The sequence below is a fragment of the Streptomyces durocortorensis genome (assembly GCF_031760065.1).
GTDB lineage: Bacteria > Actinomycetota > Actinomycetes > Streptomycetales > Streptomycetaceae > Streptomyces.
In genome coordinates this window covers 2,255,449-2,271,949 of record NZ_CP134500.1, presented here as the reverse complement: position 1 = coordinate 2,271,949, position 16,501 = coordinate 2,255,449, and the positions used below count along the sequence as shown (strand labels likewise).

The following is a 16,501-nucleotide window of genomic DNA, read 5'->3' as shown; positions in this document are numbered from 1 at the left end:
CCTTCCCGGGGGTGAAAGAAACTTCCAAGAAGGTACGCTTATAGGGAAAGTAACTTCCGGTCAAGGGTCCCGGCCGCAGGCGGGGCGACACGCGCGCGAACGAGTGGCGGCCCGCCGCCGTGCCCACCGCGCACCCCGTCAGACACCCGTGAGAGCGAGGACCGTGTTGTGTCCGCCGAAGCCCAGGGAGTGGCTGAGGGCGAGACGGACACGCTGGGGCCGGGCGGCGGTGCGGACGATGTCGATGCCCGCCGTGGCGTCGTCAGGGGTCGTGAAGTTGGCCGTGGGGGGAACGGTCGCGCGGGCGATGCTCAGCACGGTCAGCGCCGCCTCGATCGCGCCCGCCGCCCCCATGGTGTGCCCCAGGACGCCCTTGGCCGAGGTGACCGAAGGGCCGTCCCCGCAGCCGTACAGCTTCCGGATCGCCGTGGCCTCCACCGCGTCGTTGAGCGCGGTGCTCGTGCCGTGGGCGTTGATGTGGTCGACCTCGCCCGGGGTGCGCCCCGCCCGGGCCAGCGCCTCCCCGGTCGCCGCCCGCAGCCCCGCGCCCTCGGGGTGCGGGGCGGTGGGGTGGTGGGCGTCGCCGGTGGCCCCGTACCCGGCGAGGAGCGCCGTCGGCCGGACCGACCGGGCGGCGGCGTGGTCCGCGCGCTCCAGGATGAGCACCCCGCAGCCCTCGCCCAGCACGAAACCGTCGCGGTCCAGGTCGAACGGGCGCGAGGCGCCACCGGGGTCGCGCTCGCGCCGGGACAGTGCGCCCGTCTTGGCGAACGCCGAGGCGCACAGGGGTGTGACCATGGCGTCCGTGCCGCCCGCGACGGCGATGTCGCACGCCCCCGCCCGTAGCAGCAGACAGGCCGTGATGATCGCTGTCGCGCCCGAGGCACAGGCCGTCGAGGTCTGCAACGAGGGCCCGGTGGAGCCGAGTTCGAGGGCGAGTTGCCCGGCGGCCATGTTGGGCAGGAACGCGGGCAGCGTCATGGGGGAGAGCGCGCCGGGCCCGGAGGTGAGCAGTTTGCGGTGCTGGGTCTCCAGGGTGCCGATGCCGCCCGCCGCCGTGCCCACGACCACCGCGACCCGCCCCGGCGTCCACTCGGCCGGATCGAGCCGCGCCGAGGCGAGGGCCTCGCGGGCGGCGGTGAGCAGGAACCGGGTGGCGGGGTCGAAGCGCCAGAGCCGCCCCCGTACCCGCTCCTGCGGCGGTACCCGGCACGAGAGCCGCACCGGCGCGCCCGCGTCCGCCAGGAGGGGGTCGGTGCGCGCCGTCGCCCGCCCGGCGCACACCGCTCTCCAGGTCGCTTCGGTGCCGATGCCGCCGGGTGTCACCAGGCCGATCCCGGTGACGGCGATGTCCTCGCTCACGGTGTGGCCCCGGACGCCCGGTCCGCGTCGAGCAGTTCCGCCACCGAGCGGGCCACCTCGTCGACGGTCAGTTCGGCGGCGGCCTCGGAGTCGTCGAGCGGGACGCCCCACTCCTCCTGGAGGGTGACGTAGAGCTCCACCACGGCCAGGGAGTCCAGTTCCAGGTCGCCGAGGGTGGCGTCGGGGCGTATGAGATCGGCGGCGACCTCGAACTTGTCGCCGAGCAGGGTCACGAGGCGGGTGTAGACGTGCTCCATCGGGGGCTCCTCACAGGGGTCGTGGCGGTACGGAAGGGGCTGTACGGAGAGGCGTGGCCGCGTCCGGCTCCTCGGCCAGCGGACTGACACCGGGCCAGGTCAGCGCGGCGGACGCCCAGGTGAAGCCGCCGCCGAACGCGGTGAGCAGGCAGCGTTCACCGGGCGCCCGCTGAACGGCGGGGTCGGCGAGGACGAGGGGGATGGAAGCGGCGGCGGTGTTGCCGAGCTCGCGGATGTTGCCGAACCGGTGCGCGGGCGCGATCCCCAGCCGGTCGCCGACGGAGTCCAGGATGCGCTGGTTGGCCTGGTGGCCGATGAACGCCCGTACGGAGTCGGCCGTCCAGCCCGCCCGCCGCAGCACGGCCTCGGAGGACCGTGTCATACGGCGCACGGCGTGCGCGTAGACGGCACGGCCCTCCATGTGGAAGAAGTGCGCGTCCGGGGCGGGCGGCGGCAGATGGCGGGGGTGACGGGCGCCGCCGCCCGGGATCGTGATCGCGGCCCGCCCACTGCCGTCCGCGCCGAGGTCGGTGGCGACGACGGCCCCGGGCTCGTCCGGTACGCCGGACCGCAGGAGCACGGCACCGGCCCCGTCGCCGAAGATCGGGGCGGTCGTCCGGTCGGACGGGTCGACGATGGCGGTGTAGGTCTCCGCCGCGATGACCAGGGGCGTGGCGCACATCCCGCCGCGCACCAGGCCGGTCGCCACGGCCAGCGCGTACAGGAACCCCGAGCAGACCGCCGACACGTCGAACGCGGCCACCGTTCCGAGCCCGAGCCGGTGGGCGACCTCCGGGGCGGTCGCCGGGCAGGGGTGGTCGGGGGTGGAGGTGGCCAGCAGGACGAGGTCCGGGCGGGCGCCCCCGGCCGAGGCGAGCGCCGCCCGGCCCGCGCCGACCGCCAGGTCGCCGGTGCTCGTACCGGGCGGGGCATGGCGGCGGCGCTCGATCCCGGTGCGGCCCCGGATCCAGTCGGCGTCGGTCAGCAGCGCGCCGCGCGCGATGACGGCCTCGTTGTCGACCACGGGCGGCGGGAGGCAGGAGCCGACACCGGAGACGACGGCGGTGGTGGTGCGCGTGGTCTGCATGCTCAGGCCTCGGACCTCAGGCCGCCGCGAAGGGCGAGGACGGCTTCGGGTGGCCGGCCAGACCACCGTCCGGCACGGCCAGCCCCCCGTCGACGACCAGCGCGTGGCCGGTCACGAACGACGCGGCGGGGGAGGCGAGGAAGAGGGCAGCGCCGACCACCTCGTCCGTCGTGGCCCAACGGCCCATCGGCACATGGCTGGTGAGCCAGTCCGACAGGACGTCGGCCTCGCTGGCGAACGCGGTCATGTCCGTACGCGTCCACCCCGGGCAGAGCGCGTTGACGCGGATCCCCTGCCGGGCCCAGCCGACGGCCAGGCTGCGCGCCAGCGACAACTGGGCGGCCTTGGTGGCCGCGTACGCCTCCATCATCGGGGTGCCGACGACCCCGGCGACGGAGGACATCAGGACCAGGCTCGCCCGCGCCGACTCCAGCAGATAGGGGTGGGACGCCCGGCAGACGGCGGCCGTGGCGTTGAGGTTGACGGTGATCACCGTCTCCCAGTCCCCTTGCTCGGCGTGCTGGAGCGGCAGAAGCAGCGGGCTGCCGTCCTCGGCCGTGGGCAGGGTGCCCGCGTTGTGCACGACGACGTCGAGCCCGCCGAGCGCCGAGGCGGCCCGGTCGACCAGGGCTGCCGCCACGCCCGGTCCGGCGAGGTCCCCGTCGAGGGCGACGGCCTTGCGGCCCCGGTCCTCCACCGCCCGTACGGTGGAGTCGAGGGCGGACAGCGTCCGGGCGGTCACCACCAGGTCGCACCCCGCGTCGGCGAGGCCTTCCGCTACGGCCCGGCCGATGCCCCGCGAGCCGCCGGTCACCAGGGCGCGGGCGCCGTCAAGGCGGAAGAGGTCCACAGCGTTCATGGCAGGTTCCTTTCTGACACGTTCGATACGGAGGGGTCGGAGGTGGGTGTGGGCAGGGGCATCAGCGCGCGGGCCCCGCTCCAGGTGAGGAGTGCGCTGCCCCAGGTCATCCCGGCGCCGAACACGGTGAGCAGCACCCGGTCCCCGGGCCGCAGCCCATGCCGGGCGGCAGCGGCGGCGAGCGCGTACGCGGCGCTGGCGGCCCCGATGTTGCCGACCTCGTCACCGACGACGACCAGCCGGTCCGGGGGGATGCCGAGCTCGCCGCCGAGCCGCCGCAGCAGTACGGGGTTGGGCTGGTGGCAGACGAAGCACGCGATGTCCTTCACACCGAGACCGGCCCGGTGGAGTGCCTCGGTGATCAGCCGGGGCAGCACGTCGACGATGAAGCGGCTGACGCTCCGCCCGTCCATGCGGATGTGGTGGCTCCCGGCGGCGAGCGTGGCCGGGGCGGCGGGCAGTCGGCTGCCACCGCCCGGGATCAGGACGAGCCCGGCCTGCGTCCCGTCGGAGCCGAGCCGGAAGTCCGCGAATCCGTACGGTTCGTCCACCGCCCCCAGTACGGCGGCGGCCGCCCCGTCGGCGAAGAGCACCGAGGTGCCCCGGTCGGTGCGGTCCAGGAACTTGGAGTACGCCTCCACCCCGACCACCACCGCGTAGCCGTCCTGTTCGGCACCGCGCAGCCAGTCGTGGGCGACCTTGGCCGCGAACAGCCAGCCGGAGCAGGCCGCGCCGACGTCGAGGGCGACGGCCCGGTGCGCGCCCACGGCGGCCTGGACACGGCACGCGGTGGCGGGCCCCAGCTCGTCGGGGGTCGAGGTCGCGCAGACCAGCAGGCCGATGTCGGCGGCGTCGATACCCGCGGCCCGGACCGCCGACCGGACCGCGTGGGCGGCAAGGTCGGACGCCGCCTCGTCGGGGCCCGCGACATGACGGGTGAGGACGCCGGTGCGCTCGCCGATCCACTGGGCGGTCACTCCGGCATCGCGGGCCACGTCCTCGTTGGTGCGGACGCCGGGCGGGAGGTGGGTGCCCAGTCCGAGGACTCCGACGCGTCGGGCGGCGGTCATGAGGTGGCCCCGCGCGTCCAGACGAGCGCGGCGTCCAGAGCGTCCCGCTCGCCCTGCTCCTCGAATATCTCGACCAACAGTGGCAGTTGCTCCAGCACGGCATCGCACAGCCGGTGGACGACGCCGGGCAGCGCCTCGAACTCCGCCGGTTCCAGGGTCCCGAGGGCGAGCAGCGGACCGGCCCAGCGGCGGGCGGAGAGGATGCCGTGCAGGGCAGCCAGGGGAGTCAGGGCCCGGACGAGGTCGGGGTCGCGGAGCCGTTCCAGTACGCGGGTGACGTCATCGGCCATGAGCAGCACGGCCCGGACCTCGCCCAGGACGCCGGCCTGCTCCAGCAACGGGTTCCACCGCTCGAAGGGGTCCAGGGAGGCATCGGCCGCGCCGCGCCGTATCAACTCCCTTGTGAGAGCGGCCTGATGGAGTCGGAGGAGGGTGGGCCACCAGTGCGGGGAGGTGGGGTCCGGGGTCTCCTGCGGCTCCGGCTCCTTCCCCCGGTCCTCCTCCACGAGGGCGCGGCCTATGTCGTAGAAGATCAGCTGGCTGTCGCCGCCCGCTGTGTCGAAGGCGTGGTGGAAGCTCTGGTAGGCGGCGAGGCGGTTGACGGTCAGCTGGCCCGAGAAGCCGCACCGGTGCTGGCACTCGGCGGTGAGGCGGGCGGCGGTCCGGACGGTGACGGCCTTGTAGGCGGCCAGCGGTCGGCTGACGGCCGCCCACGGCGTGAACCCCATGGCCTCCTCGCCGCCCGGCGGGGATGACGCGGCGCTGCCGGCTCCGGTCCGTACGGACAGGGCCCCGTCGGCGGCGCACGTCAGGGCGAACGCGTCGGCCAGCGCGCCGAGGACCACGGTCTGCTGGCTCCGGTACGCGAGCAGGGGCACCCCGGGGGCGAGCCGGCTCTGAGTACGGCGCTGCCGGGCGTATTCGACGGCCCGGACGGCGGAGCGGCGGGAGGTGGCGGCGGCGACGGCGGGCATGGCTGCCCACAGCCCCTGCCCCACCCGCAGGGTCCGTTGGAGGCGCTGCTCCGGGGACCCGGCGGGATCGTGGAACGTCGTCCTGCCGTCATGGCTGATCCGGGCCCCGTCGGAGAGCCAGTGGGCAGGCGCCACCCGCAGGCGGTGGAACCGTACCTGTACGTAGTCGAGCGGCAGGGCGTCCAGGGCGATCGGCGCGGACAACTCGACCCCGGGGAGCGGACCCCGCTCGTCGGTGAGGGCGACCATGAACGCGAAGACCCCGCGGTCGACGCCCTCGACGAAGAGCCGGGCCAGGACCACGCCCGTCTGCTCGACGCCCCCCGTACCTGCGCTCCCGAACTTGGCGGCGCCCGGCTCGGGCGTGTGCAGGACGAACGAGCCGTCGGCCGGTTCGAAGTCGGCGCGGGTGCCGGTGGCGAGGTGGCTGTTGGCCTGGCCCACCTCGGTGATCAGGTAGACGCCCTTGGCGCGCCCTTCCCGCAGCGCCGACAGCCGGGGCTCCAGACCCTCGGGGTCGTCGGAGAGCTCGGTCAGCGAGCCCAGGCAGAGCAGATGGTGGACCAGGCCCGCCAGGCAGAGGGGCGGGTCGGCGACGGCGGCGCAGGCGTGGACGGCGGCGAGCCGGGCGGGGTCGTCGAGGATGCCCGCGCCGGGCGGCAGCGCCTCGCTCATCGCCCGCAGCCGTCGCAGCAGCACCTCACCCCCGCCGGGCCCGTGGACCGGACCGGGGTCGTCGGCGAGCGCTTTGCGCAGAGCGGACAGGGCGGCGAGGGACGGCGGATCGCAGAAGCCCTCGATCAGTCGGCGCACTTCGTCACGGGCGCTTTCGGGCAGGGAGGTGAGCAGCGGCATGGGTTCTCCGGTGGGCGGGGGTTTCCTGGGCGGATGGGCCGGTTCGCGGGTGGGCTCGTTTCCTGGGTGGATGGGCGGGTTCGCGGGTGGGCTCGTTTCCTGGGTGGATGGGCCGGTTCGAGGGCGGGCGGTGCCGGTCGTGCCGGTCCTGCGGTGCGGGCAGGCGGGCGGGGCGCGGCTGCCCGGGGACGGCCGTGGCGGGGCCGGTCACCAGGGGAAGCCGAGTTCCGTGAGCGGGGCGTGCACCGGCGGAGCCGGGGACGGCAGCGCGTCCAGGACCTTGCGGGCGCTGGACGCGAGTGCGCCCCCCGTGCCCGCCTCGTAGAGGACGCCCGGCCGGTACGCGGACAGCTGGCGCAGTACGGCGGGTACGGCGGCCGGTCGGATCAGGCAGTCGGCCAGGCACGCCGCCAGATCGTCCCCGGGGCGGTAGCGGCGGCCCGCCACCGCCGAGTGGACCGGGAAGCGGGCCTCGGACCGGGGGTAGGCCCGGAGCGCGGCGGTGAAGGACCCGGCAGCCGCACCGAGCGACGGATGGTGCGAGGAGAACGGCAGCCGCAGACGCACCGCGGCCACCTGCCGGTCCGCGGCCGCCTTCTCGACCCGGGCCAGCGCCGCCACCGGTCCCGAGACCACCACCGACGCCTCGTCGTTGACCACGGCCACCACCGCGTCCCCGGCCCCCGCCCGGTCCAGCAGGACCTGTGCGCACCGTTCCGAGCAGGCCAGGACCGTCAGCCCGCCGGGGCACGACGTCAGGACGAGCGCGAGGTCGTGGGCGGCGCGCGCGCCGTCGCCGACCGAGAACACCCCGGCTGCGGTCAGCGCGGCGATCTCGCCGAAGCTCACCCCGACCGCCGCGACCGGCTCCCCGTACGCCCGGCACAGCGCCCGGTGCACGGCCACCGAGGCACCGAACTGGGCCAGTTGGGAGACCCCCGGCGCGGCGAGCGCCAGGTCGCGCCCGCTCGGTGGCTCAGGCCCCAGCAGCCGGGGGCCGAGGGGCGGCAGCCCGCACTCCTCCGCGACCGGGTCGACCTGTTCGAAGACCTCGCGGACGGCGGTGCGCAGCTCGTCACCGGCGCGGGCGGCGTTCACCAGCGCGCTGACGGAGAAGTCGCCCTGGCCCGGAAACAGATGGACGGGCCGGACGGACGGGCCGGTGTTCATGACGTTCCTCCGATCGGAGACGGCCGATGAGGCTCGGGGACGGAAGGGGAGTGGAAAGGAGAGGACGGATCGCGGACCGGCGCGGAGGGCGCACGGCGACGAAGGGGACGGTGACAGGGGCGGCGGAACTCCGTTCGGCGAGCTCGCCGGGCGAAGGAGCGCACGGTCGGCAGGGCATGCGCCCCGGATGGGCACTGTGCGCGGCCGGGAAGGGCCTCCACGCTGAGTCTGCGTCAGGCGGCTGCCCGTGCCGCCTGGGGCGGGCGGCCAACATGTTGAAAACAGAACGATGTTGAACGGCCGCGCCTCCTCGGCGGCCGATGGGGGGAGGGTGGAGAGCGTGCGAGCACGCCGTACACCGAACCAGGCGCTGCGCATCCTCCTGGGCGAGGCCGGGTGGAGCGGTGCGCGGCTGGCGCGCGAGGTCAACGCGCTCGGCGCCGCGCAGGGGAACGCACTGCACTACGACCGCACCGCGGTGGCGCACTGGCTCGCGGGCAGCCGCCCGCGCCGCCCCGTGCCCTCCCTGGTCGCCGAAGCCCTCTCCCGACGACTGGGCCGGACGGTGCGGGAGCAGGACACCGGGCTGAGCGCCCCCCGGAGCCCCGGCCGCGCCCCCGTGGCGCCAGCCGGTGAGGAGGGCGCCGTGGCACGCCTGGAGCACGTGCTGAACGCCGTCGATCGGCGCGGCGTCACTCTCGTCGGCGCCTACTCGCTCGCCGCCCTGGTGACATCGGCCGGACCGCCGGTCACCCCTCCCGCCGGGCCCGCCCCGGCCGGGCAGGCCGCCCCGGTCAGGCAGGCAGGCATTCCCAGGCAGGTGGGCACGGTCCATGTCATGTCCGCCCGGGAGATGCTCGCCCTCTTCTCCCAGGGGGACGCCGTCTTCGGCGCGGGCCGGGTCCACGAGCCGCTGCGCCAGTACCTGTCGGTCACCGTGCTGCCCTGGCTGAAGCGCGAGATGACCCCGGGAGTCCGGCGCGAACTGCTCACCGTGGCTTCCCGGCTCACCTACCTGTGCGCGTTCACCCACTTCGACATGAACCACCACGCCGCCGCCCAACGCCTCTACCTCACCGGAGCCGAGCTCGCCCGGGAGGCGGGCGACCGGATCGGGCACGGCCTCGCGCTGCGCGGACTGAGCGTGCAGGCACACGCGTTGGGGCACTTCGGCGAGGCCCACCACCTCGCCGAACAGGCCGTACAGGAAAGCCTCCGGTACGCCCCGCCCCACCAACAGGCCTTCTTCCACGGCCAGCTGGCCGTCGCCCTGGCCGCCCGGGGGGACGTCCGGCACGCCCGTCACCTCGCGGCGGCCGACCGCTGCCTGGAGAGGTCGTCGAACGGTGACTCACCCGTCGGCGCGTTCCACCCCGGTTCGCTCGCGCTCCAGCGCGCCTCCGTGGCGGTGAGCAGGGGCGACCGCCGCACCGCGGCCGCGGCGCTCGACATCTCCCTGCGCCACCGCCCCGCCGACGAGCGCCGCTCCCGCGCCCTGGGGCTCGCGGAGCTCGCGGAGAACCGACTGGCCATCGGTCACCTGGAACAGGCGTGCCATGCCTGGCACAGGTTCCTCGACGTCTACCCTCGCATCCACAGCGCGCGGGCCGACGACCGGGTGCGCCTGATGATCGCCAAGAGCCGTCCGTACACCACGAGCCCGGCGGTGGCCGCGCTCCACGCACGCGCGCACGAGCTGCGGCGCGGGCGGAGCGCTGCGCCAGGGGAGTGAGTGGCGGGCGTCGCAGGAAGGCCGGGGCGGGGCCGCTCGGTTGGATGGCCTTGACGATCTTCGTCAAGCTGTGTCCCCCGCCTCCCGCGGTTCTCCTACCACCTCACACAACCTTCACCCCTCTCACCACTCTCTCCCCTTCTCCCGCAGACCTCGCGGCCCATCGGCAGGATCGTATGAACCGAAGCAAACGCTCCGACGTCTTCTCCTCCACGTCTCTCCGGATCGCCCCGGGGGCGCTCTCCGTCGCGACGACATGGCGGCATCCCCGGCGAGGCTGGATGGACTGCCCCGCCCACCCGTTGCTCTCGGCCCATGCCCTCCGGGCCGGGTTCGCGGTGGCGACGCTGCCCTGGCCCGCGTCGGGACCCGGCGGGAGGCAGGAGCCGGCGCCGCCGACGACGGTCTTCGCGGTCTCCTACGCGAGCCCGGAGGGCGGACACCGCGGCCTCGCCGTCGCGGCCCGCAGCGACGAGGCCGCGGCCCTGGCCTTCGCGCGCCACCAGATCGAGTCCTGGGGCGCGGTGCTGCGGACCCGGAGGGTTCTGCACGTCAGTGAGGCGGCGGCCGGTGACGGCGGGCGGCTGGCGTGCGGGTGCCCCGTCGGCCGGGACTGCCCGTCGGCCGGGTACGCGGAGCGCTCGCTCCACCGCTCGGCGGACCGGGGGGACGAGGTCGTCGTCGTGGGCGAGCCGGTCACCGGCTCCGGTACGTGGCCGCGCCGCATGCCCGCCGGCCAGGTGATGCGGGCGGCGACCTTACGGCAGGCCGAGGCGCTTTGGGTGAGGGACCCGGACCGGCTCGCGTTCGTCGTCGCTCCCGGGGCGGTGGTCTCCGAGGCGGTGGGGATCCTCGGAGTGCTGCGTCGGCGCTTTCCGCGGCTGCGCGGACAGCACCCGGGGGAGTGGTGCTACACGATGGACGACCTGGACACGGCGGTCGGCTCCGTCCTCGCCCAGTCCGACGCGCTCCTCGTCACCGGCCGGAGCGGTGGCCCGCTGGCCGGCACAGCCCTGGCGCGGGCGGCCCGCACGGGGGTCCGGGTGCGCGAGCTGACCAGCCTGGACCGCCTCGGCCCGCAGGACATCGACGGGGCTACGGTCACGGTCCTGGACACGGCGGCCCCGGAGACGGCCCCGGGAACCGTCCCGGACCCGGACCTGGGGCCGGGCGCGGACGTCGGTACGGGCTCCGGCGCCGGAGCCCGGCAGGAGGGGGCTCCGGGCAGCCGGAGCGTGGCGCAGATCCTGGGAGGCCTCGGCCCGGCCAGCCACATCTGGCGCGTGGTGCGTACGGAGACCGTGGCGCTGCCCCCGCCCTCCCGTGCCCGCACCGCGTCACGGGCCACCGTCTGAAGGCGGCCCCGTGTTCCCGGTGGAGAGATCGGTGCCGGGCGCCGGGTGCAGCCCCGGTCAACGCTTCGGCGCACCGAGCCGCAACAGGTGGTCGCGGCCCGCGTCCAGCAGACCCGGCAGCCCCGCCGCTTCCGGGTGCCAGCGCTTCTCGTACTCCCAGCACACCCACGCGTCCGGAGCCAGCCCGTCCAGGCAGGCCGCCAGCGGAAGCGCCCCGGCCCCCGGCACCAACGGGGTGAGGTCCCGCGCCGATGCGACGTCCTTCACCTGGACGTACCCCAGGTGCGGGGCGAGCACGGCATGGCTGGCGGCGGGCTCCTCACCGGCGAGCCACGTGTGGAGCACGTCCCAGACCGCACCGATCCGGGGATGCCCGACCGCGGCCACGACCCGCGCGGCGGCCACCGCCGCGCGGTGCGAGTCATGGGTCTCCAGCAGGACGCTCACCCCCAGTTCGGCGGCGTACGGCGCGGCGGCCCCGAGCCTCCGGGCGGCGGTCGCGTCGGCCGCCTCCCGGTCCTGATCGCCGCCGCCGGGGAAGACCCGGACGTACGGCGCCCCCAGGTCCCGGGCGAGCCGCACCAGCTCGGCCAGTTCCGCCAGGACCGGTCCGTCATCCCCCTCGGCGGCCACCCTCACGTACCCGGCGAGGGCCAGGATCTCCACCCCGGCGGCCTTGAACACCTCGCCGACATCGGCGCGTTCGAGCGGTGAGAGCCCCAGGTGCACCGGCTCCTCGGGGTGGACGCGCAGCTCCACGCCCTGGTAGCCGTGCCCGGCGGCCAGCCGGACGACCTCGGCGAGGGGTGTCCCCGGCACTCCGAGGGTCGAGAAGGCGAGCTTCATCGTGCGTGTCCCTCCCTGGCGGCCGAGGCGCCGCGAGCGGTGTGCTCAGGCGGCGCCGCGCAGCAGCCGCTCCAGATTACCCAGCAGCTTCAGCGCGTCCTCGCGCTCCGCCCCCTCCAGCACCTGCCCGGGCAGGGCCGGGACATGCTCTGCCTCCCGTACCCGCTCCGGCTCCCGTACCCGCTCCGGGGTGATCACCCGCAGGGCGGCGGCGGCCTGCCGGGCGAACATGGCCAGCAGGTCCAGCTCCCGCAGGTTCGACCGGGCCTGCGGGGAGGGGTCCAGCACCTCCAGGACACCGAGGATTCGGGAGTCGCTGATCAGCGGGGCCGCCATCAGGGCGTTGGGCACATAGGAGGTCGACTCCGCCAGCGAACGGTCGAAGGAGGCGTCGGAGGTCAGGTCGTCCACCACCATCGGCTCCCCGGAGGTCGCCACCCACCCGGCGATCCCCCGCCCGGCCGGGAACCTGCGGCCCACCAGGAACTCCTCGCCCTGCCCGGACACCGCCTGGAAGACCAGCTCGTCCGCCTCCTCGTCGAGCAGGAAGACCGAACTGGCCTCGGCCCCGAAGATGGCACGGGCCACGTCGACCACCGACTGGAGCAGTTCGCTGCGCGGCGCGTCGGAGGCGGGGGCGGAGGCAGGGGTGGGCGTGGGGGGAGCGGAGGACGTGGGGGAGGAGAGGAGAGGTGCGGAATCAGTTCTCGGGGTCATCACGGATATCTCCTGCCGCTGTGGAAGGACGCGGCGCGTGACGCACGTTGGCCGCGGACAGATAGAGGGCGTTCTTGAGCTGGAAGGCCGTCATCCGGGGATGCGCGGACAGCACCCGGGCGCAGAGCCCGGCGACGTACGGGGTGGCGAAGCTGTTCCCCGTGGTGCGGATCGTCCGGCCGCCCAGCCACGGCACGGTCACGTTCTGGCCGGGACCGAAGAACTCCACCGGGGGGTCCGGGTTGTAGAGGTGGAGCGCGGGATCGTCCTCCTGGTGGCTGCCCACCGAGATCACCGAAGCGAACCGCCAGGGGAAACTCTCCACCGGAGTGTTGTGCGCCGAGGCGACGATCGCCGTACGGGCGAAGTAGGCGCTGTCGGCCAGCTTGTGCAGCTCCTGCGCGAACCGGGTGCGGGTGGTCGACAGGCTCAGGTTCACCACGTCGAAGCGCTGCTCGACCGCCCAGCGCAGTCCGGCCATCAGGATGTCGCCGGTGCCGGAGAACCGCTCCCCGAGCACCCGTACGCTGTGGATCTCGCAGTCCGGGGCGGTCCGGCGGACGATGCCCGCACACGCGGTGCCGTGCCCGCAGGTGTCGCCGGTGGTCGTCGGCTCCACCGTGATCTCCCCGCTCTCCCCGTCCTTGACCACCACCCAGGAACCGGCCAGCGGGCCGACCAGCGGATGATCCCGCTCCACGCCGGAGTCCACCACGCACACCCGGACCCCGCGCCCGGTGGCCGTCCCGGCGGGCCGGCCGCCCGGCGGCACCCGGTCCGCCAGCACCGGTACGTCGCCGGGGCCACGCCCGCGCAGACTCCACGTCAGCCCCTGCCCCGGGGCGGTACGCGTCGTGGCGGGAGTCTCGCCGATCATGGTCGGGCCCCCATCGCTTCCGCGGTCGTCATCGGTCAGCTCCGCTCTCTCGTCGTGGCCACGGCCGAGGGCGGCCGGGCGAGGAAGTCCGCGGCCCGTCGAGCCCCGGGCAGATGCCCCTTGCCCGTGAAGTGGGCCTCGGCCGACCGGGCGCACGCCCGGGCCTCCGTCTCCCGGCCCAGCGCGGCGAGGGTGTGCGCCCGGTCCAGCTCGGCCGTCGCCCGAACCAACGGGGAGTCGGTGAGCAGCGAGGCCCGCACCGCCCGATCCGCCTGCCCCAGCGCCTCGCCCGGCCGCTCCGCCGCCGTCAGCCGGGCCCGCAGACCCGCCAGGTCCACCGCGTCCGCCCGGCTCAGCTCCGCCGGGTCGGCTACGTCCGCCACCCACCGGGCCGCCCGGTCGGCCCGGCCCCGATCCAGCTCCAGGCGGGCCGCGTCCAGCGCCACCGCCGTCCGCATCCCGGCCGCCCCGGTGCGCCGGGCCGCCTCGTCCGCCCGGTCCAGCAGCGCGAGGGCCTCCTCGCTCCGGCCGAGCAGCGCGGCCACCGTGGCCCGGAACACCGGCAGGAAGACCTCCGCCTCGGCGAACCCCAGCCTCCCGGCCAGCCGTTCGGCCTCGGCCAGCGCGCCGGACGCCTCCTCGGGCCGGTCCCGGAGCGCGTACAGCACCGCCAGCGGACAGTTGAGGGTGACCCGGACCGTGGGGCGACCCGCTCCGTGCGCCGCCAGCAGCGTCCGGCAGCGGACCACGGCGGCGGGCGCCGGAACGGGGCCGCGCCACAGCGAGACGCCGATCGCGCCCAGCGCCCCGGCCCGCTCCGGCTCCGCACCGGCCACCACAGCCTGCTCCAGCGCCCTGGCCTGGTCCCGCTCCGCCTCCTCATGCCGTCCGGACCGCTGGAACTGCTGGGCGAGCCGCAGATGGGCGCGCGCCAGGCCGGTCGCGTCCCCGGCCGCCTCGAACACCGGCAGCACGGCGCGGGCCGTGGCCGCCGGGCCAGGGCCGCGGCCACCCGGATCCAGCACCGCCAGCGCCAGCCGGGCGTGCGCCGCCTCCACCGGATCGGCTCCCATGTCCCTTACCCGCAAGAGTAGTTCGGCCCCTTCCCGGGCCCGTCCCAGCGCCACCCGCACCTCGCCGAGCCGCCGCGTCGCCGCGGCGTCCCCGGGGCCGAGGTCCACCGCCCGCTCCAGCAGGCCGTGCGCCCAGTGCAGATCGGACCGGGCGGCGGCCTGCGCACCGGCCCGGCCCAGCGCGGCGGCCGCCCGTTCGCGCAGCCGCCGGGCCGTGTCGTCCAGCAGGCCCAGCTCGGCGCGGTAGCGGTAGGCGCGCTCCAGATGCCCGCCGACCGCGCCGTCCCCGCTCCGCAGCACACTGGGCAGCTCCGCCGCCCAGGCGTGCCGCTCCGCCTTGGCCCGCTTGGACAGCGAGGCGTATGCCACCTCGTGCACCAGACCGCTGCTGAAGCGGTACGCCTCCGCCTCCCGGCCGCCGCCCGGCGGCCCCGACTCCACCAGTCGGCGGCGGGCCAGCCCCGCCAACGCCTCCTCGACCCGCAGCCGGTGCCCGGGTCCGGGACCGGCCGCCCCGTCGAGCGGGCCGGGCCCATGGCCCTCCCCGGCCCGTACGGCCAGCTCCAGCCGGACCAGCTCCGGGGCGGTGAACTCCCGGCCGATCACGGCGGCCAGGTCCACCACCGAGCGCTCCGGCCGGGCCAGGGCCCCGATCCGGGCGCCCAGCAGGGCCTGGAGGGTGGGCGGCAGCTCCTCGCCGGGGCGGCAGGCGCCTTCCGGGACAGCCCGGTCGCCGATCAGCAACTGCTCCAGGTAGAGCGGATTTCCCCCGGCCCGCGCCAGGAGCCGGTCGTCCACCGGGCCGGGGCGGCCGCCCTGCCCGGCCAGCCCGGCGGCGAGCAGGACCGCCTCCTCCCGGGGGAGGCCGGCGAGCTGGAACTGCCCTGCCCCGCAGGGATGTCCGCCGCCCCCGCCCGGCCCGTCGCCCCCTTCCGGTCCTTCCGGCCGTCCCGCGCAGAGCACCAGCACGCCCGCGCACCCCGTCCCGTCGGTGAGGCGGCGCACCGTGCGGACCAGCAGCGGGGCCGCCGCGTGCCAGTCGTCCAGGACCAGGACGACCGGGCGGCGCCGGGCGGCCTGGTCCAGGACCGCAGTCAGGGCCGCGCACATGTCCTCGAAGGAGGCGTTCGGCGTACCGTCGCGCAGCAGGCCGCCGGACAGCAGGGCCATCGCGTCGTCGACGGCCGGACCACCGGCTTCCCCGCCCGGCGTACCGCCCCCGGACGGGCCCGGCGGCCCGGACGCCAGCAGGGAGCGGACCGCGTCGGCCAGCGGGGCGAGGGTGCTGTGGTCCCCGTAACTGCGGCACCGCCCCGCCCCGTACGAGAGCCCGCCGGACGCGTACCGCCGCGTCAGCCACTCCCGTACCAGCCGGGTCTTGCCGATCCCCGCCTCCCCGGTGACCCGCAGCAGCCCGCCGCCGCCACGCACCGCCCGCTCCAGGGCCGTGTCCAGAGCCTGTTGTTCGGCGCGGCGGCCGACGAAGGGCACGTCGAAGCGGCGCAGCAGCTCGGGGTCGTCGCCGCCCAGCGCCAGCAGCCGGTAGGCCTCCACGCTCTCCCGCTTGCCCTTCAGCCGCAGCGGTCCGGTGGGCTCGGCGCGGACCGTCGGACCGGCGGCCAGCAGAGTCCCCGGACCGATGAGGATCTCGCCGCGGCCCGCGTTCTGCTCCAGCCGGGCGGCGATGTTCACGGTCTCCCCGGACACCAGCGCCTGCCGGGCCGTCGCATCCGAACCGGCCACCACCTGACCGGTGTTGACGCCGACCCGGGTGGCCAGCTCGATGCCGAGGGTGGCGGCCAGCTCCTCGTTCAGCCGGGCCAGCGCCCGGCGCATCCCGAGCGCCGCCGCCAGCGCCCGGCGGGCGTCGTCCTCGCGGACCACCGGCACCCCGAACACCGCCATCACCGCGTCACCGATGAACTTCTCCGGGGTACCGCCCCGGGCGGTGATCTCCGCGCTCATCGCCTCGAAGTACCGCAGCGTCACCGTCCGCAGCGTTTCCGGATCGAGCACCCCGGACAGCGCCGTGGACCCGACGAGGTCGCAGAAGAGCACAGTCACCGGCTTGCGTTCGTCACCCGGGGGCGGGGCGGGGGCCGGGTCGGCCGCGGTGCTCGCGCACCGGGTCCCGCAGGACGAGCAGAACCGGGCCGTCGACGGCAGGTCCTGCTGGCACGATGGGCAGTTCATGGCGGGTCCTTCTCTCCCGGGAGCCGTGCGGTCAAGGGGGTGTCCGGCGGGTCACCTGGGGCTTGCGTCCTGAC

13 protein-coding genes are annotated in these 16,501 nt (G+C 75.6%); 2 read left to right on the top strand and 11 right to left on the bottom strand.

Annotated features, from left to right (window positions below; all coding sequences use genetic code 11):
* Window positions 1-138 precede the first annotated feature (138 nt).
* The 7 genes from RI138_RS09995 to RI138_RS09965 form a co-directional block, all read right to left on the bottom strand.
* A complete protein-coding gene (locus tag RI138_RS09995; RefSeq protein ID WP_311119620.1) occupies window positions 139-1,362 on the bottom strand; it encodes a beta-ketoacyl-[acyl-carrier-protein] synthase family protein in 1,224 nt (407 codons plus the stop codon).
* On the bottom strand, window positions 1,359-1,619 hold the full coding sequence (locus RI138_RS09990) for an acyl carrier protein (RefSeq protein WP_096625686.1): 261 nt from the start codon (window positions 1,617-1,619) through the stop codon (window positions 1,359-1,361). The genes RI138_RS09995 and RI138_RS09990 overlap by 4 nt, the downstream gene beginning before the upstream one ends.
* Before the next feature lie 10 nt (window positions 1,620-1,629).
* Window positions 1,630-2,706, bottom strand: coding sequence for a beta-ketoacyl-ACP synthase III (locus RI138_RS09985; protein ID WP_311119619.1), 1,077 nt, complete (start codon window positions 2,704-2,706; stop codon window positions 1,630-1,632).
* Between the two features lie 16 nt (window positions 2,707-2,722).
* On the bottom strand, window positions 2,723-3,565 hold the full coding sequence (locus tag RI138_RS09980) for an SDR family NAD(P)-dependent oxidoreductase (RefSeq protein ID WP_311119618.1): 843 nt from the start codon (window positions 3,563-3,565) through the stop codon (window positions 2,723-2,725).
* The gene (locus tag RI138_RS09975; protein ID WP_311119617.1) at window positions 3,562-4,635 is read right to left on the bottom strand and encodes a 3-oxoacyl-ACP synthase III family protein; all 1,074 of its coding nucleotides are present in this window, start codon (window positions 4,633-4,635) and stop codon (window positions 3,562-3,564) included. The genes RI138_RS09980 and RI138_RS09975 overlap by 4 nt, the downstream gene beginning before the upstream one ends.
* Window positions 4,632-6,464 (bottom strand): acyl-CoA dehydrogenase family protein, encoded by a 1,833-nt coding sequence (locus RI138_RS09970; protein WP_311119616.1) that lies wholly within the window; start codon window positions 6,462-6,464, stop codon window positions 4,632-4,634. The genes RI138_RS09975 and RI138_RS09970 overlap by 4 nt, the downstream gene beginning before the upstream one ends.
* Window positions 6,465-6,671: 207 nt before the next feature.
* Window positions 6,672-7,634 carry an ACP S-malonyltransferase gene (locus RI138_RS09965; RefSeq protein WP_311119615.1) on the bottom strand — a complete coding sequence of 321 codons (963 nt, stop codon included), beginning with the start codon at window positions 7,632-7,634 and terminating at the stop codon, window positions 6,672-6,674.
* 340 nt (window positions 7,635-7,974) lie between these two features.
* Between RI138_RS09965 and RI138_RS09960 the strand changes: the two genes are divergently transcribed.
* Window positions 7,975-9,366 carry a hypothetical protein gene (locus RI138_RS09960; RefSeq protein WP_311119614.1) on the top strand — a complete coding sequence of 464 codons (1,392 nt, stop codon included), beginning with the start codon at window positions 7,975-7,977 and terminating at the stop codon, window positions 9,364-9,366.
* Window positions 9,367-9,542: 176 nt separating this feature from the next.
* On the top strand, window positions 9,543-10,721 hold the full coding sequence (locus RI138_RS09955; RefSeq protein WP_311119613.1) for a 4-hydroxy-3-methylbut-2-enyl diphosphate reductase: 1,179 nt from the start codon (window positions 9,543-9,545) through the stop codon (window positions 10,719-10,721).
* Between the two features lie 57 nt (window positions 10,722-10,778).
* Here the strand turns inward: RI138_RS09955 and RI138_RS09950 are convergent, their stop codons facing one another.
* Genes RI138_RS09950 through RI138_RS09935 form a run of 4 tightly spaced genes read right to left on the bottom strand, consistent with a single transcriptional unit; the run spans window position 10,779 to window position 16,427 of the window.
* Window positions 10,779-11,567 (bottom strand): sugar phosphate isomerase/epimerase family protein, encoded by a 789-nt coding sequence (locus RI138_RS09950; RefSeq protein WP_311119612.1) that lies wholly within the window; start codon window positions 11,565-11,567, stop codon window positions 10,779-10,781.
* 45 nt (window positions 11,568-11,612) lie between these two features.
* On the bottom strand, window positions 11,613-12,284 hold the full coding sequence (locus RI138_RS09945) for a GAF domain-containing protein (RefSeq protein ID WP_311119611.1): 672 nt from the start codon (window positions 12,282-12,284) through the stop codon (window positions 11,613-11,615).
* Complete coding sequence (locus tag RI138_RS09940) at window positions 12,268-13,161, bottom strand: S8 family peptidase (protein WP_096625706.1); 894 nt, start codon at window positions 13,159-13,161, stop codon at window positions 12,268-12,270. Before RI138_RS09940 ends, RI138_RS09945 begins: the two co-directional genes overlap by 17 nt.
* A gap of 35 nt (window positions 13,162-13,196) precedes the next feature.
* Window positions 13,197-16,427: an adenylate/guanylate cyclase domain-containing protein gene (locus RI138_RS09935; protein WP_311119610.1), complete on the bottom strand. Its 3,231-nt coding sequence runs from the start codon at window positions 16,425-16,427 to the stop codon at window positions 13,197-13,199.
* Between the last annotated feature and the right edge of the window lie 74 nt (window positions 16,428-16,501).